This window comes from Erythrobacter sp. YT30 (assembly GCF_001542875.1).
Classification (GTDB): domain Bacteria; phylum Pseudomonadota; class Alphaproteobacteria; order Sphingomonadales; family Sphingomonadaceae; genus Erythrobacter.
This window is the reverse complement of the sequence record NZ_LMAF01000002.1, coordinates 97,395-111,138: the sequence shown is the minus strand read 5'-3', so window position 1 is coordinate 111,138 and position 13,744 is coordinate 97,395. Positions and strand designations below refer to the sequence as shown.

The 13,744-nt window shown below is 58.3% G+C and carries 12 protein-coding genes; 4 read left to right on the top strand and 8 right to left on the bottom strand.

Annotation, left to right across the window (positions count from 1 at the left end; all coding sequences use genetic code 11):
- Positions 1-146: 146 nt before the first annotated feature.
- From AUC45_RS05205 to tsaD, 6 genes are all read right to left on the bottom strand, one after another.
- Entirely contained in the window at positions 147-527 is a 381-nt protein-coding gene (locus AUC45_RS05205; protein ID WP_156423763.1) for a response regulator, read from the bottom strand.
- A gap of 63 nt (positions 528-590) precedes the next feature.
- Positions 591-1,202, bottom strand: a complete 612-nt coding sequence (locus AUC45_RS15695; RefSeq protein WP_067599367.1) for a helix-hairpin-helix domain-containing protein — start codon at positions 1,200-1,202, stop codon at positions 591-593.
- A gap of 173 nt (positions 1,203-1,375) precedes the next feature.
- Positions 1,376-3,139, bottom strand: coding sequence for a VWA domain-containing protein (locus AUC45_RS05195; RefSeq protein ID WP_233998538.1), 1,764 nt, complete (start codon positions 3,137-3,139; stop codon positions 1,376-1,378).
- A 360-nt stretch (positions 3,140-3,499) separates the two neighbouring features.
- Positions 3,500-5,038: a lipopolysaccharide biosynthesis protein gene (locus tag AUC45_RS05190; protein WP_067599363.1), complete on the bottom strand. Its 1,539-nt coding sequence runs from the start codon at positions 5,036-5,038 to the stop codon at positions 3,500-3,502.
- Positions 5,035-6,015: an NAD(P)H-dependent glycerol-3-phosphate dehydrogenase gene (locus AUC45_RS05185; protein ID WP_197409583.1), complete on the bottom strand. Its 981-nt coding sequence runs from the start codon at positions 6,013-6,015 to the stop codon at positions 5,035-5,037. Before AUC45_RS05185 ends, AUC45_RS05190 begins: the two co-directional genes overlap by 4 nt.
- Before the next feature lie 11 nt (positions 6,016-6,026).
- Positions 6,027-7,115: a tRNA (adenosine(37)-N6)-threonylcarbamoyltransferase complex transferase subunit TsaD gene (gene tsaD, locus AUC45_RS05180; protein WP_067603544.1), complete on the bottom strand. Its 1,089-nt coding sequence runs from the start codon at positions 7,113-7,115 to the stop codon at positions 6,027-6,029.
- Positions 7,116-7,159: 44 nt separating this feature from the next.
- Here tsaD and hemC point away from each other — a divergent pair, with 44 nt between their 5' ends.
- Genes hemC through AUC45_RS05165 form a run of 3 tightly spaced genes read left to right on the top strand, consistent with a single transcriptional unit; the run spans position 7,160 to position 9,788 of the window.
- Entirely contained in the window at positions 7,160-8,113 is a 954-nt protein-coding gene (gene hemC / locus AUC45_RS05175) for a hydroxymethylbilane synthase (protein ID WP_082701138.1), read from the top strand.
- An 8-nt stretch (positions 8,114-8,121) separates the two neighbouring features.
- The gene (locus tag AUC45_RS05170) at positions 8,122-8,796 is read left to right on the top strand and encodes a uroporphyrinogen-III synthase (protein WP_067599359.1); all 675 of its coding nucleotides are present in this window, start codon (positions 8,122-8,124) and stop codon (positions 8,794-8,796) included.
- 53 nt (positions 8,797-8,849) lie between these two features.
- The gene (locus tag AUC45_RS05165) at positions 8,850-9,788 is read left to right on the top strand and encodes a hypothetical protein (RefSeq protein ID WP_067599357.1); all 939 of its coding nucleotides are present in this window, start codon (positions 8,850-8,852) and stop codon (positions 9,786-9,788) included.
- Between the two features lie 2 nt (positions 9,789-9,790).
- Here the strand turns inward: AUC45_RS05165 and AUC45_RS05160 are convergent, their stop codons facing one another.
- Complete coding sequence (locus AUC45_RS05160) at positions 9,791-11,017, bottom strand: FAD-dependent monooxygenase (protein ID WP_067599354.1); 1,227 nt, start codon at positions 11,015-11,017, stop codon at positions 9,791-9,793.
- Positions 11,018-11,074: 57 nt separating this feature from the next.
- Here AUC45_RS05160 and AUC45_RS05155 point away from each other — a divergent pair, with 57 nt between their 5' ends.
- On the top strand, positions 11,075-13,168 hold the full coding sequence (locus tag AUC45_RS05155) for a protein-disulfide reductase DsbD (RefSeq protein WP_067599351.1): 2,094 nt from the start codon (positions 11,075-11,077) through the stop codon (positions 13,166-13,168).
- Here AUC45_RS05155 and AUC45_RS05150 read toward each other — a convergent pair.
- Positions 13,154-13,675, bottom strand: a complete 522-nt coding sequence (locus tag AUC45_RS05150; protein ID WP_156423762.1) for a hypothetical protein — start codon at positions 13,673-13,675, stop codon at positions 13,154-13,156. The genes AUC45_RS05155 and AUC45_RS05150 overlap by 15 nt on opposite strands.
- Positions 13,676-13,744 lie beyond the last annotated feature (69 nt).

Sequence of the window (13,744 nt, the reverse complement as noted above, 5' to 3'; positions counted from 1 at the left end):
TCGCGGTTGGAAGACTCGGGCGAGGGGCCGTGCACTGGTTTCTCCTGAAACTTTTCGAGGAGCGACTCTTGCAGGTGCGGACGAGAGAGGCAAGTGACAAGCGCGCCTCATTTTCGCGCGCTCACCATTCGGATTAAGCTACCGATTTACTCGGCTGGCTCAAGCGCTCCATCAGCCGGTTGCAGCGCGTCGTTCACGGCATCCAACATGGCATTTGGCGGACATGGTTTTGCAAGCGTTGTCGCGTCGGGGAACCGCTCATTTACTTCCTGCTCGATATCACGGCCCGAGTGAAAGATGATTGGCACATTCTCATTGGTGAGCTTTTCAGCAAGGGGAAAGACGACGCCATCATCCAGTTGCACATCGAGGATGGCGAGATCCGGTTTCTCTTTCTGGAAAGCAAGCATCGCGGAAGAAATTCCGGCATGCGGCCCTTCGACTTCGAATCCAGCTTCAGCGACGGTATCGCACAGGTCAAATCCTGTGATGAATTCGTCTTCAGCTACGAGAATGCGTGTGGCCATCATGTCCTCCCTGCTTTTGTTTGTTAACTGTAACACAGGTTGGACAGTTTGGTTCCTTTAGTTTTAAGTGTTCTGGCCGAACTTCGCTGCAAAGCCCGATTTATCGCCTGATGCCAATAACTTAGCTTGCTCTACCCAGTGGTCGCGCGTGATCCGCCCCTGGAAGCGACCTAGCATGGAGTCGACGCGTTCAATGTCCGAATCGGTCCAGGCCGCGATCTGGGCAAAGCTTGTGATGCCCTGATCTTTCAAGATACCAGCGAGTTTTGGGCCAACGCCTTTGATCGTGGTGAGATCATCGGCAGCGCTGTTGGTTGGCGCAGGAGCGGGTGCAGGAGCTGGCTCTGGCTTGGGTTCGGGGGCAGGTGTCGGCGCGGGCGCGGCTGCGACGGGTGCCGGGCCCGCTTCTGCATCAGCGTTTGCCCCTGCTGCAGCGATTGTGTCCGAATTCGCATCTGCGCTGGTCTTGCCGAAATTGTTGGCGACTGCGGGCGGCGCATCGATCAGCGCCTGATTGCGCGATGCAGGCGCTGCGCCCTTATCCAGCACATCGCCTTTGCGCACGGTCCCGTCGCGGACCACGGTGGTCGATTTGCCAAGACCGAGCAGAATGCCAGCAGCAATCAGCAGCAGCACAATGCCAAGGATCAATAGCGCAATGGAAATGGGTGACATGGCCGGAAAAACTCCCCTGAGATTCGTCAAATTTGTGGCGGATGTAGCAGGGCTTGCAAGCCAAACGCTAGTGCCCGGAGAGGGGTAAAACTGTAAAATCATGCATGAAAAAGCCGGTGCGGGGGCAACTTCCCGCACCGGCTTAATCTGACAGGATATTCAAGGAGGCTGGATCAGCCGCCTTTCATACCGCCAGCAAGAGCGTTGAGTTCAAGAAATTCCTGCCGCCAGAAATTGTTCTGGCGTCCGGCAAGAGCGTCCACATCATCGTGGCCGAACCCATTCATCAAATCATCACCGCGCAGGATTTGGCCAAAAGCGGCAACCGATGCAGCGAAGGCAAAATCCCCGCGCGGAGCCTTTGCCGTGGCGAGAGCATCGCTGCGGATGATCGTATCGATGAGGCGCGATGTATCACGGCCGGGCAATTTATAGCGCAGTTTGACATGGGCTGCTTCCGTCATCCGCGAAGTCGCGGCGGTAGCGGGCGTGTCTTCATAGCGGCGCGGAGCAATCCAGCCTTTGACGCCTGCAGGCACAATTTCGTAGATCGCCGTCACCTGATGGCCCGCGCCGATATCGCCAGCATCCACTGCGTCATTGTCAAAATCCTGCTCGCGAAGCGCGCGGTTTTCATAGCCGACAAGACGATACTGACTGATGATTGCGGGATTGAATTCGACCTGGATCTTCACGTCCTTGGCAATCGTAAACAGCGTCGATGACATCTCATCGCCCAGCACCTTTTTCGCTTCGAGAGCGCTGTCGATATAGGCGTAATTGCCGTTACCGTGATTGGCGATCTGCTCCATCATTGCTTCGTTGTAATTACCTGTACCAAAGCCAAGCGTCGTCAGCGTGATGCCGGTGTCGCGCTTCTTCTCGATCAGTTTGACAAGGCTATCGCGATCCGACACGCCGACATTGAAGTCGCCATCGGTGGCGAGGATGACGCGGTTTACGCCGCCCTTGATGAAGTTGTCTTCAGCGATGTTGTAGGCAAGCTGGAGGCCAGCGCCGCCAGCCGTTGATCCGCCAGCTTTAAGGTTGTTGAGCGCGCGGCGAATCTCGCGCGTGTTGTTTGTGGGTTCAAGCACCAGACCTGCCGCGCCTGCATAGACGACAATCGATACACGATCCCTCGGCCCCAATTCGCCTGCAAGGCCCGACAGTGCTGTTTTGACGAGCGGCAGTTTGTCCTGCGAATTCATCGATCCCGATACATCCATCAGGAAGACAAGGTTTGCAGGTGGGCGTTCCTCACGATCAATATCGTATCCGCGAAGGCCGATCCGCATCAGGTAGGTTTTGCTGTTCCACGGCGTCTTAGCGACGTCCGTCGTCACGCTGAAGGGCACATCTCGGCTTGTCGGTTTGTCATAATCGTAGCGGAAGTAATTGATCATTTCCTCGGTCCGCACCGATGCGGATGGCGGCATCATCCCATCTGAAAGAAACCTCCGCGTGTTGGCATAGGCGCCGGTGTCGACATCGACGCTGAACGTGCTGACGGGTTCTGATGCGACGAGTTTGACGGGCGATACTTCCTCGCCGTCATAGCGTTCACGGCCCGGATCGGTTGGGACGACGACGGGCGGCACATAGATGTCAGCTGATGGCGAAACCCGCATTAAGGGAGCCATGTTTTGCGCTTGCTGTCCTCTCGAGCCAGTCACAACAATTTGCTCGCCAGCCTTTGAAACGGGTGGCGGCGGCGGCGCCGGTGGAGGGGGCGGCGCGGCATCGGGAAGATTGACGGTCGCCACTTGCTCTGAGGATTCAGGTGCCTCAACCTTGGCTGATGAACCTACTCCGGTTGTGGTGCTGCACGCGGCGAGCAATCCGGCATGGGCCATGACGACAACCCCCATAAGCGGGAGATTGAACCGCGCCTTTTTCTCGCTTTGATAGTCCGCTTTCTCTTCCAGTTTCGGCATTGCACACTCCTCCTTGTCCGCAAGAGCGCTCAAAGTCCGCATTGCCGATAGCGGGCGATTACAGATGCTAGTCCCTGCAAGTCCTTGGCCCACTTATCTTCCAGACTTCGCTCTTGCGATCGGTCCCCTGTTTCTGCCCGATGCTGAACCTCACACCTCAAAGGTGAACGGTGCATGAGTTGCGATGTGCAACATCTTGTTTGTCAGAGCTTTGGGGGTGATTGAGCGGGGGCAATACTGCTGGAAAACGCGCTGCGGGGTTTGCTGAAGCGCCAATTGTGTCCAATTTTGGGGCACTTTGAGAACGGGCAGGGCGAGCTGTGATGCACTCACTCTTCTTCGAAAGCGCCGGGGGCGAAACTAGGTTTGGGGCGACTCGGTTGGCTTGGAACCGGGGCGGAACAGAACCTTGTCTTCCTCGCCAAATCCGCGTTTCCAGATGACGAAGCAATAGACCGCAAGAATGGCCGGGATGCCGATCGCCAGCTCCACCCATTCGGGCAAAAAGGTGAAGGCATAGCCCACCACTACGGCTGGCGCGGCAGCATAGACAAGCGCCCAACGCCAGTTTGAAACGGGCTCTTTCAAGAGCCTTTTGAGCACCAAAGCTTTAACAAGGCTGGACGTCGCCAACGCGCAGAACAGGGCAGCGGCAGGCATGGCGGCTTCAAACCCGGCATCCACGTTGTAGCTTTTCGCAATGAGAATGAACGTGACGGTGAGCGCCGCCTGAAGCGCGAGAATGCCCACCGAAATCGCGAGATTGCGCTTCCTCGCAATGTAGACCAGCACGCTTTCAGATACGACAGCCATGGATGCTGCAACTTCTGCGGCCAGCAGGAATGCGAGCGCGGCGGTGCCCGCGACATAGGCGGGGCCCCATAGGCCCATCACGCCTTCTCCCGGAATGCCCAATGCTAGCGCAATTCCGAACTGGATTGCGATGATCCAGAAACCTACCTGGCGCACTTGGCTGGCGATGGCGGCCATGTTGCCGGTCTTCAGGTTCTTGGTGATTACAGGCGATAGGATCGGCTCAAAACTGGTCTTGAGTTTTTGCGGCAGGCTCGCGATTTGCTGGGCGACGTAATAGATGCCGACTGCGGCGGGCGGGGCAAACAGGCCCAGGATGAAGATGTCGAGGAGGCGCGTACCGCGCTCAACAGCATCGGCCCCGACAAGCGGAAACGCGCCCGATGATTGCCTCAGCATCGCCTTGCCATTGGGTCGCCAATTCTTGGGCAGCCCGTAAGTGCGCAGAAACGGCCACAGCGCGGTTAGCAATCCAGCAAAAACCGATACGATATAGGCAAGGCCCAGCCCCGCATCGCGCGTCTCGTCGAAATAGAGGAACACGCCCACCGCGATCGAAATCGCCCATGGCTCCACAATCGCGCGCGCGCGCACGGTGGTCGCAATGTCATAGCGATAGGCTTGGGCAGCAAGGACAATCTCGGTGAGAGCGAAAGCGGGAATGGCGGCGACCATCCACATATCGAGAGGCGAGTTCATGCCGTTGGGGAACATGATATCCGGGACCACCAGCAAAATGGCGACCGCAGCCAGCGAATAGAGAAGGCCCAGCAGCAGCCCATCATAAACGAGGTTGGTCTCGGTTTGCGGGTCATCGTGCCCGCCAGTGCGCAGCCGGTGGGCAAGACCGCGTTTTTCGCCCAGCGAACAGACGAGCCCGATAATCTCGATAAGGATAAAGGCGGAGGCAAAGCGGCCCAGCGCATCTTCGCCGTAATAGCGCGCGGCGATGATCAGGAATGGAATTCGCGCAAGCAGGCGAACCACAAAGCCCGCGGTGTTTTGTCGCCCGCCTTTGGCGAGCGTTGCCATATCAGCATCATTCTCTCCCTTGGGGGAGGGTGCTTGCTGTACCTGGTCGGTCATTCGCCGCTTTCGGCTTTCAATGGGCGGGCAAGCAGGCTCGCAACGGCTTTGCGCGGGTCTTCGCCTTCAAGGATTGCGTTGACAGCTGCGACAATCGGCATGGCGATCTCGCGCTTTTCAGCAAGCCCTGCCAGCACAGGAGCTGTGTGCGCGCCTTCGGCAACTGTCGTGCGATCGGCCATCAGATCGGCCGCCAATTGCCCTTCGCCCAGCGCCTTTCCAAGCGAGAAGTTGCGGCTGGAAGTAGAAGAGCAAGTGAGCACCAGATCACCCAGACCGCAAAGTCCGCCAAGCGTTTCTGCCCGCGCGCCCAAAGCGATGCCAAATCGCTCCATTTCAGCATAGCCGCGCGCGATCAGCGCCGCTCTCGCATTCTGTCCAAGGCCAAGCCCATCGACAAGGCCGCATGCAATCGCCAGGACATTTTTCACCGCCCCGCCAATTTCAGCGCCAGTCACGTCATCGGAATAGTATGGTCGAAGGGCTGGGCGCGCGATGGCGGGTTTCAGACGCTCCCACTGCGCTTCACCGCCGCCGCATGCAAGCGTGACAGCAGTGGGCAATCCCTTGGCAACTTCATGCGCGAACGTGGGGCCGGAAAGGACGGCAATGTCGCTCGAAGGACAGGCCGCGCGCGCAACATCGTTCATCAATCGCCCCGTGCCCGCTTCGATCCCCTTGGAGCACAACACGAGATCTTGTGGCGCTTTGTCCATCTTGGAAAGAACCGATCCCATCGCCTGTGCCGGAGTCACCACAAGTACGGTATCAAGCGGGGCGAGGTCAGCTAGATCGTTGGTCGCCTTGATGGTTTCGCTAAGCGGCGCGCCTGCCAGATAGACCGGGTTTTCATGACGGGCATTGATCGCCTCTGCAACTTCGCTTTCATACGCCCAGATGAGCACATCGCGTCCATCGGAGCTGAGCATTTGCGCAAGAGCCGTCCCCCATGCGCCTGCGCCTACAACGCCGATCATATCCCTCTCGCTCACGCTTTCACTCCTGCGCCGCGCACCTTTTCAGCCTCGCTGTCGAGCGGCCATCTCGGACGCGCCTTTATATCGAGTGGGTCGCCTGCAAAACTAGGATCGGCAGCCAAACGCTCGCATCCTGCCCATGCGATCATCGCAGCGTTATCTGTACAAAGGGCCAGCGGAGGAGCGACAAAGCGCATGTCGTTCTTGGCAGCAAGGCTTTCGAGAGCGCTGCGAACCGCGTTATTGGCAGCAACTCCGCCAGCAACGACGAGAGCCGGGAAGGGCGCGGAGTTCGAAAGCGCCAATTCCAGCCGATCCACAAGGCACTCAATCGCCGCCTGCTGAAAGCTGGCAGCTATGTCGGCGGGCTTATGCTCGCCGCTTTCATGCGCGCGCAGAACAGCGCTCTTGAGGCCTGCAAATGAGAAATGCGGCTCTTTCGATCCCTTGAGCGGGCGGGGCAAAGGGACCGCATTTGGATCGCCATCCAACGCCAGCCGCTCAACCGCTGGGCCGCCAGGATAACCGAGGCCGAGGATCTTGGCTGTCTTGTCAAAAGCCTCACCCAAAGCATCATCGATAGTTGTCGCGAGCCTCTGGTATTCGCCGACCCCCTCAACGTTCAGAATCTGGCAGTGTCCGCCCGATACCAGCAGCAGCAGATAGGGAAATTCCAACTCATCATCAGCAAGGCGAGGGGACAGCGCGTGTCCTTCGAGATGGTTGATTGCGAGCAATGGCTTGTCCGCCGCCATCGCAAGCGCCTTTGCGCTCACAAGGCCGACCATCACTCCGCCAATAAGGCCCGGCCCTGCAGTGGCGGCAATTGCATCGACATCACCCAGCGCCATTCCAGCCTCATCCATCACCGCCTCGAGCATTGGCGCCAGCTTCACCGCATGCGCGCGCGCCGCGATTTCGGGCACGACGCCGCCATAGGGCGCATGTTCTTCATCTTGCGAGGCGATACGTTGGGCAAGGATTGTGCGCCCTTCCGTCACCAAAGCGACCGCTGTTTCATCGCAGCTCGTCTCCACCCCCAGCACGATCCGGGGACGTGCAGCAGCATCGCTGGCAGCTTTTGGGGAGGCGGAATTCATAGCGCTTTCAATGGGCATTTGTTGCAGCTATCGCAATGGGCGCAATGAGTATGTCACCCGCTGAAAAATCATCAGATACAGTCCGGCTAAAGCTGGGAACCCGCAATTCTCCGCTTGCCATGGCGCAAGCGATCGAAACACGCGAGCGGCTTTGCAAGGCGCATGGCTGGCATGAGGATGCAGTTGAACTGGTCCCGGTTACGGCTAGCGGTGACAAAGTTCTGGATAGGCCATTGGCAGAGATTGGCGGGAAAGCGCTTTGGACAAAGGAATTGGATCAATGGCTTGCTGAAGGTCGCATTGATGTCTCTGTGCATTCGGCAAAGGATGTCGAGACAGAGCGGCCCGAGATCTTTGCCTTTGCAGCCTGCCTCCCTCGGGCAGATCGGCGCGATAGCCTTGTCGGAGCAAAAAGCATTGCTGCGATCCCTCAAGGCGCAGTAGTGGGGACAAGCGCTCCGCGCCGCGCGGCCCAACTGCTGAACCTGCGCCCTGATTGCAAAGTCGTGACGTTTCGCGGGAATGTCGCAACGCGCCTGGCGAAGCTGGAGGCAGGCGAAGCGGATGTGACGTTTCTTGCGGCTGCTGGGCTTCAAAGGCTCGATCAAAGCGAGGTCGGTTCGCCTTTGGGAGAAAGCGAGTGGATACCCGCTGCTGCTCAGGGCGTGATCGTGCTCGAAGCGCGCGCCAATGATGCTGAAACGCATGGCCTTTTGGCAGCACTCGATGATCCACAGGCTCGCGCCGAATTGGAAGCTGAGCGGGCGCTGCTCGCCAATCTGGGCGGGACATGCCATTCGCCTGTCGCTGTCTTGTGCGAGGGTGACACCTCTGGGCTAACCATGCGCGCGGCGATCTTCAGCCCGGATGGTGCAGAGCGAATTGAGGGAGAAGCAAAGTTTGCTCCCAGCGATCATGCTCCAATCGCTGCGCTTGCCGATGATTTGCTACAGCGCGCGAGCGATGCCGTGACTGAGCATTTTTGCGGCGGCAACTAATCCCTAACATGCCTCCCGTTCTCGCCATCCGACCAGAGCCGGGATTGACGGCGACTTTGGAATTGGGGCGCAGCATGGGCCTCAATATGCATGGTTTTGCGCTGTCGGAAGTTGTGGCTGTCGATTGGGAAATGCCGCCTCTCGAACGTTTTGATGCGCTTTTGTTGGGTAGCGCGAATGCCATTCGCCATAGTGGGGAAAACCTTAACAAGCTGACCCATCTGCCGGTTCATGCGGTTGGACAAGCGACCGCGCGCGAGGCTGAGGAAGCAGGCTTTACTGTTGCCAGAACAGGGAAAGGCGGCCTTCAGACCGTGCTCGATGCTGTGCCGCCACCAGTCCACTATCTGCGGCTCGTCGGAAGCGAATATGTCGAGCTTTCACCGCCAGAAGGCGTCTCTTTTGAGCCTCTTCAGGTCTACGATGTGCAACCGCGTGAGTTTTCGCAAAACGCTGCAAAATGGCTTGCCGAAGAACCGATTGTCCTTCTCCATTCCGGGGCCATGACGCGCCAATTCGCCAAGGAATGCAATCGTTTGGGGGTGGACCGCAGCCGCATCACTCTTGCTGCCATGGGGCCGCGCATTGCCGAGCCGGCGGGCGAGGGCTGGCGCGCTATCCACGTTTCAGATGCGCCAAACGATACGGCATTGTTGGAAATGGTGCGCGCCGTGTGCATATAAGGGAGTGTCTGGCCAGACCAACTGGTCGAATTGGTCGCTGACATCGGGATAGAATGGCTTCAAAATACGGCTCTCGCCGCAAATCGGGATCTAGCAGGGGGACGCTGATTGCGGCTCTTACAGCGTTCGCAATTGGCGGGCTGCTGGTGGGTTATATTGTCTGGTACAATATGGATGGCCCCACGATCGCTCCTGAACAAACCGCCGCGCCGCTTGCAGATGTAAGCGCGGATATAGAAACGCCTACAGCGGTTATTTCTCCAACACCCACGGGCGATCTTGCTGGCGCAATCGAAGCGGACAACGCCGAAGAAGCGGTGCAGGTTGTTACCCGTGTTGCAGAACAACAAGGCGGGCTTGATCAGCGTCTGGCGGCAGCGGAACAGCGCCTTGCAAGGCTTGATCTGCAAGCAGAAGCTGCATCAGGCAATGCCGCGCGCGCTGAGGCTTTGCTGATTGCTTTCGCAACGCGCCGCGTGATCGAGCGCGGGGCCGAGCTTGGCTATCTGGCGGATCAGTTGCGGCTGCGTTTTGGTGATGAGCGGCCCAATGCGGTGGAGCGGATCATCACCTTTGCCCGCAGCGATCCGCCGATCCGTCTTGATAACCTTATCCTGCGCCTCGATGGTCTTGGGCCGCAGCTAACGCAAAGCGATAGCGGTCTGACTTTCGGGACTCTGTCGCGCGAGGTAAGAAACCTGTTCGTGATCCGCCGCGAAAGCACACCTTCTGCGCTGCCCGAAAGGCGCTTGGAACGCGCGCGTTTTGCGATGGAGCAGGGCCGCTATCAGGCGGCAATTGACGAAATCAAGGCGATGCCGGGCGCCGACAAGGCTCAGGCGTGGATCACGGATGCGGAGCGGTTTCGCGACGTGATGATTGCGCTTGAAAACATCGAAACGGCAGCTGTGCTCGATCAACGGGGTCTGCGCGATAGCTCGGGCGAACTTGTCCAACAGCCAAGCCCGGTTGATGCGTCAGCAGATCAATAAAATCAAGCTCTTAGCAGTTCCGGTAAGTCGCCAGAGACGCCGCGGGCTTCGTCCATAAAGAATGTCTTTAACGGATCCATGCGTTGGACACTCGCCATGCCGAATCTGCGCATAGCAGACGCCGTTTTGCCCGGAACGCCAAACAACCGCGTCAGCCCATCAGTTGCCAGCGCAACCATAAAACTGTCGAGCCCGCGCCAGTTCTCATAACGCTTCAAAAGCTGCGCATCCGCGGGATCAAGCCCGATCCGCGCGCCATCGGCAAGGACTTCGACCAAAGCACCGACATCGCGCAGGCCGAGATTAAGGCCTTGTCCCGCAATCGGGTGAATACCGTGCGCGGCATCACCGATCAGTGCGAGACGTTCGCCCGTGATCTTGGCTGTGTGGTGAAAGCCCAATGGCCAGCTGGACCGCGTGCCCACCGTTTTCACTTCGCCCAGAACATCGCCCATCCGCTCCTGGATCTCTGCAAGAAAAGCGCGATCGCCCAGCTTCATGACCGCCTTGCCGTCCGCTTCTGACACAGTCCACACGAGCGATGACCGGTGGGTGCCATCTGCATCGTCATTCAGGGGAAGTAGAGCAAATGGGCCTGCCGGGTAGAATATCTCCCACGCGACATTGTCATGCGGTTTGGAATGGGTGAGGCCTGCAATAATCGCGCGGTGATGATAATCCCACTTCGCAATCGTGATACCAGCGCCATCGCGCGTGGGTGAGCCGCGGCCTTCCGCTGCGATCATCAACCGACCTTTGAGTTTTCGATCGTCGCTAAGCACAGCAGCCACACCGAATTCGCTCCGCTGGCGTTCGACGATCTCGGCTTTGGCGACCCAGTTTATGAGTGGTTCTTTGTCTGCGGCTTCGAATAGAGCAAGGCGCAATCGGCGATTGGGGAACATCCTTCCCAATGTGCCTTCGCCTTCGCCTGGTATGAAATCGAGCCGCCCGGGACGGTTTTGGTCAGTCACCGCAATGCTGGCGATTGGGCAGGCGAACTCTTCGAGCCCATCCGCAATTCCGATATTGGAGAACAAGTGCCAGCTCGCCGTTGAAATGGCAGTGGCGCGATCATCAAAGCCCTCTGCGGTGAGTTCGGCAGGATCAGCGCGGTCGATCACATGGCTCGAGAGGCCTTTTTTCGCAGCGGCAAGAGCAAGCGCCATCCCCACAAGGCCGCCGCCAAGGATCAGCAGGTCACGGGTTTCATTGTCTGCTTTGCTCATATGTCACCTTGTTTGCGGCAATTGCGAATACCAAGTCTCGGCTCTAGAGGTTTGGCTGTGTTCTACGCAAGAAAGTTCCCCGTCTCCGCCCATCACTTCGCTGCATTGTGCTTTGCGCTTCTTGCAATGTTGGCGCTGGCTGCGCCGCTCGAAGCGCAGGATCGACCAACCGAAATCCCGACAGAACCGCGCTACGGTGATGAGAATATCGGGGCGGCTCTATTTGCAGATGGCCTCCCAAAGCCGGGCGAGGAGTGGATGCTGGCTTTGCGGTTCACCCCTTCAGCAGACGAATGGCACGGATATTGGTCCAATCCGGGTGATGCCGGTCTAGGAATGCAAGTGCAACTCGATCTGCCCGAGGGTTGGCAGATGGGCGATGCGCAGTATCCGGTGCCAAAGCGTCTGCTCATCGGCGATCTGATGAACCACATATATGAGGGAAAGTACGCCGTTTTGGTGCCTGTGATGGTACCCGAAGATGCAAATGTCGAAGGCGTTTCCAATGTCACCGGTTTTGCCGAGTATCTCGCCTGCACGGACGAAGTGTGCGTTCCGCAGGATGCTGTCTTGCAATCTAGGCAAGGCGGCGATTTCGCCAAATGGCGCGCGCAGATCGCCCCGCCTTTGAGCGCAGATACACGATTTGAAGTGGGCGGTAAAAACCTGCGCCTCGCCATCCCTCTACCAGCAAGCGTCGAACTATCCGATCCGCATGTATTTATCGCCAACGAACGGTTCGTCGATTACCCGCCTTTCCAGACGTTCCGCCGTTCTGGCGATGTAGTCACGACTACCATACCGCTCGCGCAATACAGTGGAAATGCTCCGAGCGCGGTGACGGGGATTCTTTCGTTTGGAGGCGATGAAGGCGTCGCGTTCGCTGCCATACTTGGCGAGGTGCCTGTTGGCGGTGAAGTTCTCGCCAACATGAATAGTGCAGCAGGTATAACCCCATCACTCTGGTCGCTCATCCTAGGCGCATTGGTGGGCGGGTTGATCCTCAACATCATGCCCTGCGTGTTTCCGATCCTCAGCCTGAAAGCGCTTTCGCTTGCCCGCGCGGGCGGAAGCGAAGCCGAGGCGCGGATTGAGGGCGTGTCTTACACTGCAGGCGTGATCCTCGCCTGTGTGGCTTTAGGCGCGACCATGCTCGCTTTGCGTGCAGCGGGAGAGCAGGTTGGCTGGGCGTTTCAATTACAAGAGCCAGGGGTTGTCGTTTTGCTACTCGTCGTGGCAGCGGCCATTACAGCGAATTTTGCGGGTATCTTTGAGCTGCCATCTTTCGGCTCAAGCTCAACTCCAAAGAAAGGCGCAGTCGGTGCGTTTGCGACTGGCTTGCTTGCAGCTTTCGCCGCAACTCCGTGCACCGGTCCATTCATGGCGGCTGCGATGGGAGCTGCGTTGCTGCTTCCGGTGCCGGAGGCACTGCTTCTGTTCGCACTCTTGGGGCTAGGACTTGCTCTGCCATTCCTTTTGATCGGTTTCATCCCCGCGCTGCGGCGGATGCTGCCCAAACCCGGCGCTTGGATGGTGACATTCCGCCGAGCAATGGCAATTCCGATGGGCCTCACCGCGCTCGCTTTGATCTGGCTCGTGACGCAAATCGGTGGGCGCTGGTTTGCTGCAATCGCTTTGATCCTTGTTTTGGGGGTAGTCGTTGCATTGTGGGTTGTTGGTCAATTGCAGCGGCGGGGCAAGATGGCGTGGCCCGCATTCGGGCTGGTGGCCGCGCCGTTCGTCGTATTCGCACTTATCGCGCTGCCAGCATCTTACGCAGCGCCCGCGCAGCAATTCGCCGAGTCAATCCTTGGACCCGAAACCTTCTCAGACAAAGCCCTGGCCGAGGCGCGCGCGTCTGGTAGTCCTGTGTTCTTGTGGTTCACCGCCGATTGGTGCGTCACCTGCAAAGTGAACGAAAGCGTAGCGATTGAAAGGGAGACGACCAAGAAGGCATTCGAGGATGCGGGCGTCATACCAATGGTCGGCGATTGGACGGTGCGCGATGAGGAGATTACCATGTTCCTGACCGAACAGGGTGCTGCGGGTGTGCCACTTTATATATGGTATGAACCGGGCGAAGATGCGGAACAATTGCCGCAAGTGCTCACCGCCGACACGCTTGTGGATCGTGCTTCAAGAAGCAGGTAGAATCGAGTCCTCTTCCGAGTTCTCTGTTTCGTATAGTTCGATCGTCTCATCGTCAGCCTCAGCCACAAATGGTCTTCCACCTCTGCAGGCCTCAATGAATGTACCGGGGACTGGGCTGGGGTTCATCTCCACCATGCCTGCACCGGGGATAGTCGCGGTGACTTTGCGCGGGCCCAAAAGCGGTTCAATATTGCGGTCCGTCGGAGCAATGGTGCCGCGCCATTCAAAACGCGATCCCACCTCCGTTGCGCTCACTTGAACACGGCCCAGCGCGCCATTGCCAACGAGTGCAAGCAAGGCTTCAGCTCCTTCATCTGCCGGAGCCATTCGGGTGATCTGAAGCTGCGGATCATTCACCGTGTCGAGACACTCAAGCGCTATCAGCGCCGGCTCTTCGGGAATGCCGTAGATGATCCGGCCCTCGCTTTGGCTGGGCACCCAGATCGCGCCTTCGACATCCGGTGAGGGGAGAGGTTCTGACGCGAAAGTTGGTGCTGCCTCAGGCATGTCACGCTCCATTGCGGCATCGCTTGGAGGTGGCTTACAAGCAGAAAGTACGACAGCAATGGTTAGGAT

Coding starts and splice junctions, on each gene's coding strand:
- AUC45_RS05205 (WP_156423763.1), bottom strand. CDS start 527: ATGGCCACACGCATTCTCGTAGCTGAAGACGAATTCATCACAGGATTT.
- AUC45_RS15695 (WP_067599367.1), bottom strand. CDS start 1,202: ATGTCACCCATTTCCATTGCGCTATTGATCCTTGGCATTGTGCTGCTG.
- AUC45_RS05195 (WP_233998538.1), bottom strand. CDS start 3,139: ATGCCGAAACTGGAAGAGAAAGCGGACTATCAAAGCGAGAAAAAGGCG.
- AUC45_RS05190 (WP_067599363.1), bottom strand. CDS start 5,038: ATGACCGACCAGGTACAGCAAGCACCCTCCCCCAAGGGAGAGAATGAT.
- AUC45_RS05185 (WP_197409583.1), bottom strand. CDS start 6,015: ATGATCGGCGTTGTAGGCGCAGGCGCATGGGGGACGGCTCTTGCGCAA.
- tsaD (WP_067603544.1), bottom strand. CDS start 7,115: ATGAATTCCGCCTCCCCAAAAGCTGCCAGCGATGCTGCTGCACGTCCC.
- hemC (WP_082701138.1), top strand. CDS start 7,160: ATGAGTATGTCACCCGCTGAAAAATCATCAGATACAGTCCGGCTAAAG.
- AUC45_RS05170 (WP_067599359.1), top strand. CDS start 8,122: ATGCCTCCCGTTCTCGCCATCCGACCAGAGCCGGGATTGACGGCGACT.
- AUC45_RS05165 (WP_067599357.1), top strand. CDS start 8,850: ATGGCTTCAAAATACGGCTCTCGCCGCAAATCGGGATCTAGCAGGGGG.
- AUC45_RS05160 (WP_067599354.1), bottom strand. CDS start 11,017: ATGAGCAAAGCAGACAATGAAACCCGTGACCTGCTGATCCTTGGCGGC.
- AUC45_RS05150 (WP_156423762.1), bottom strand. CDS start 13,675: ATGCCTGAGGCAGCACCAACTTTCGCGTCAGAACCTCTCCCCTCACCG.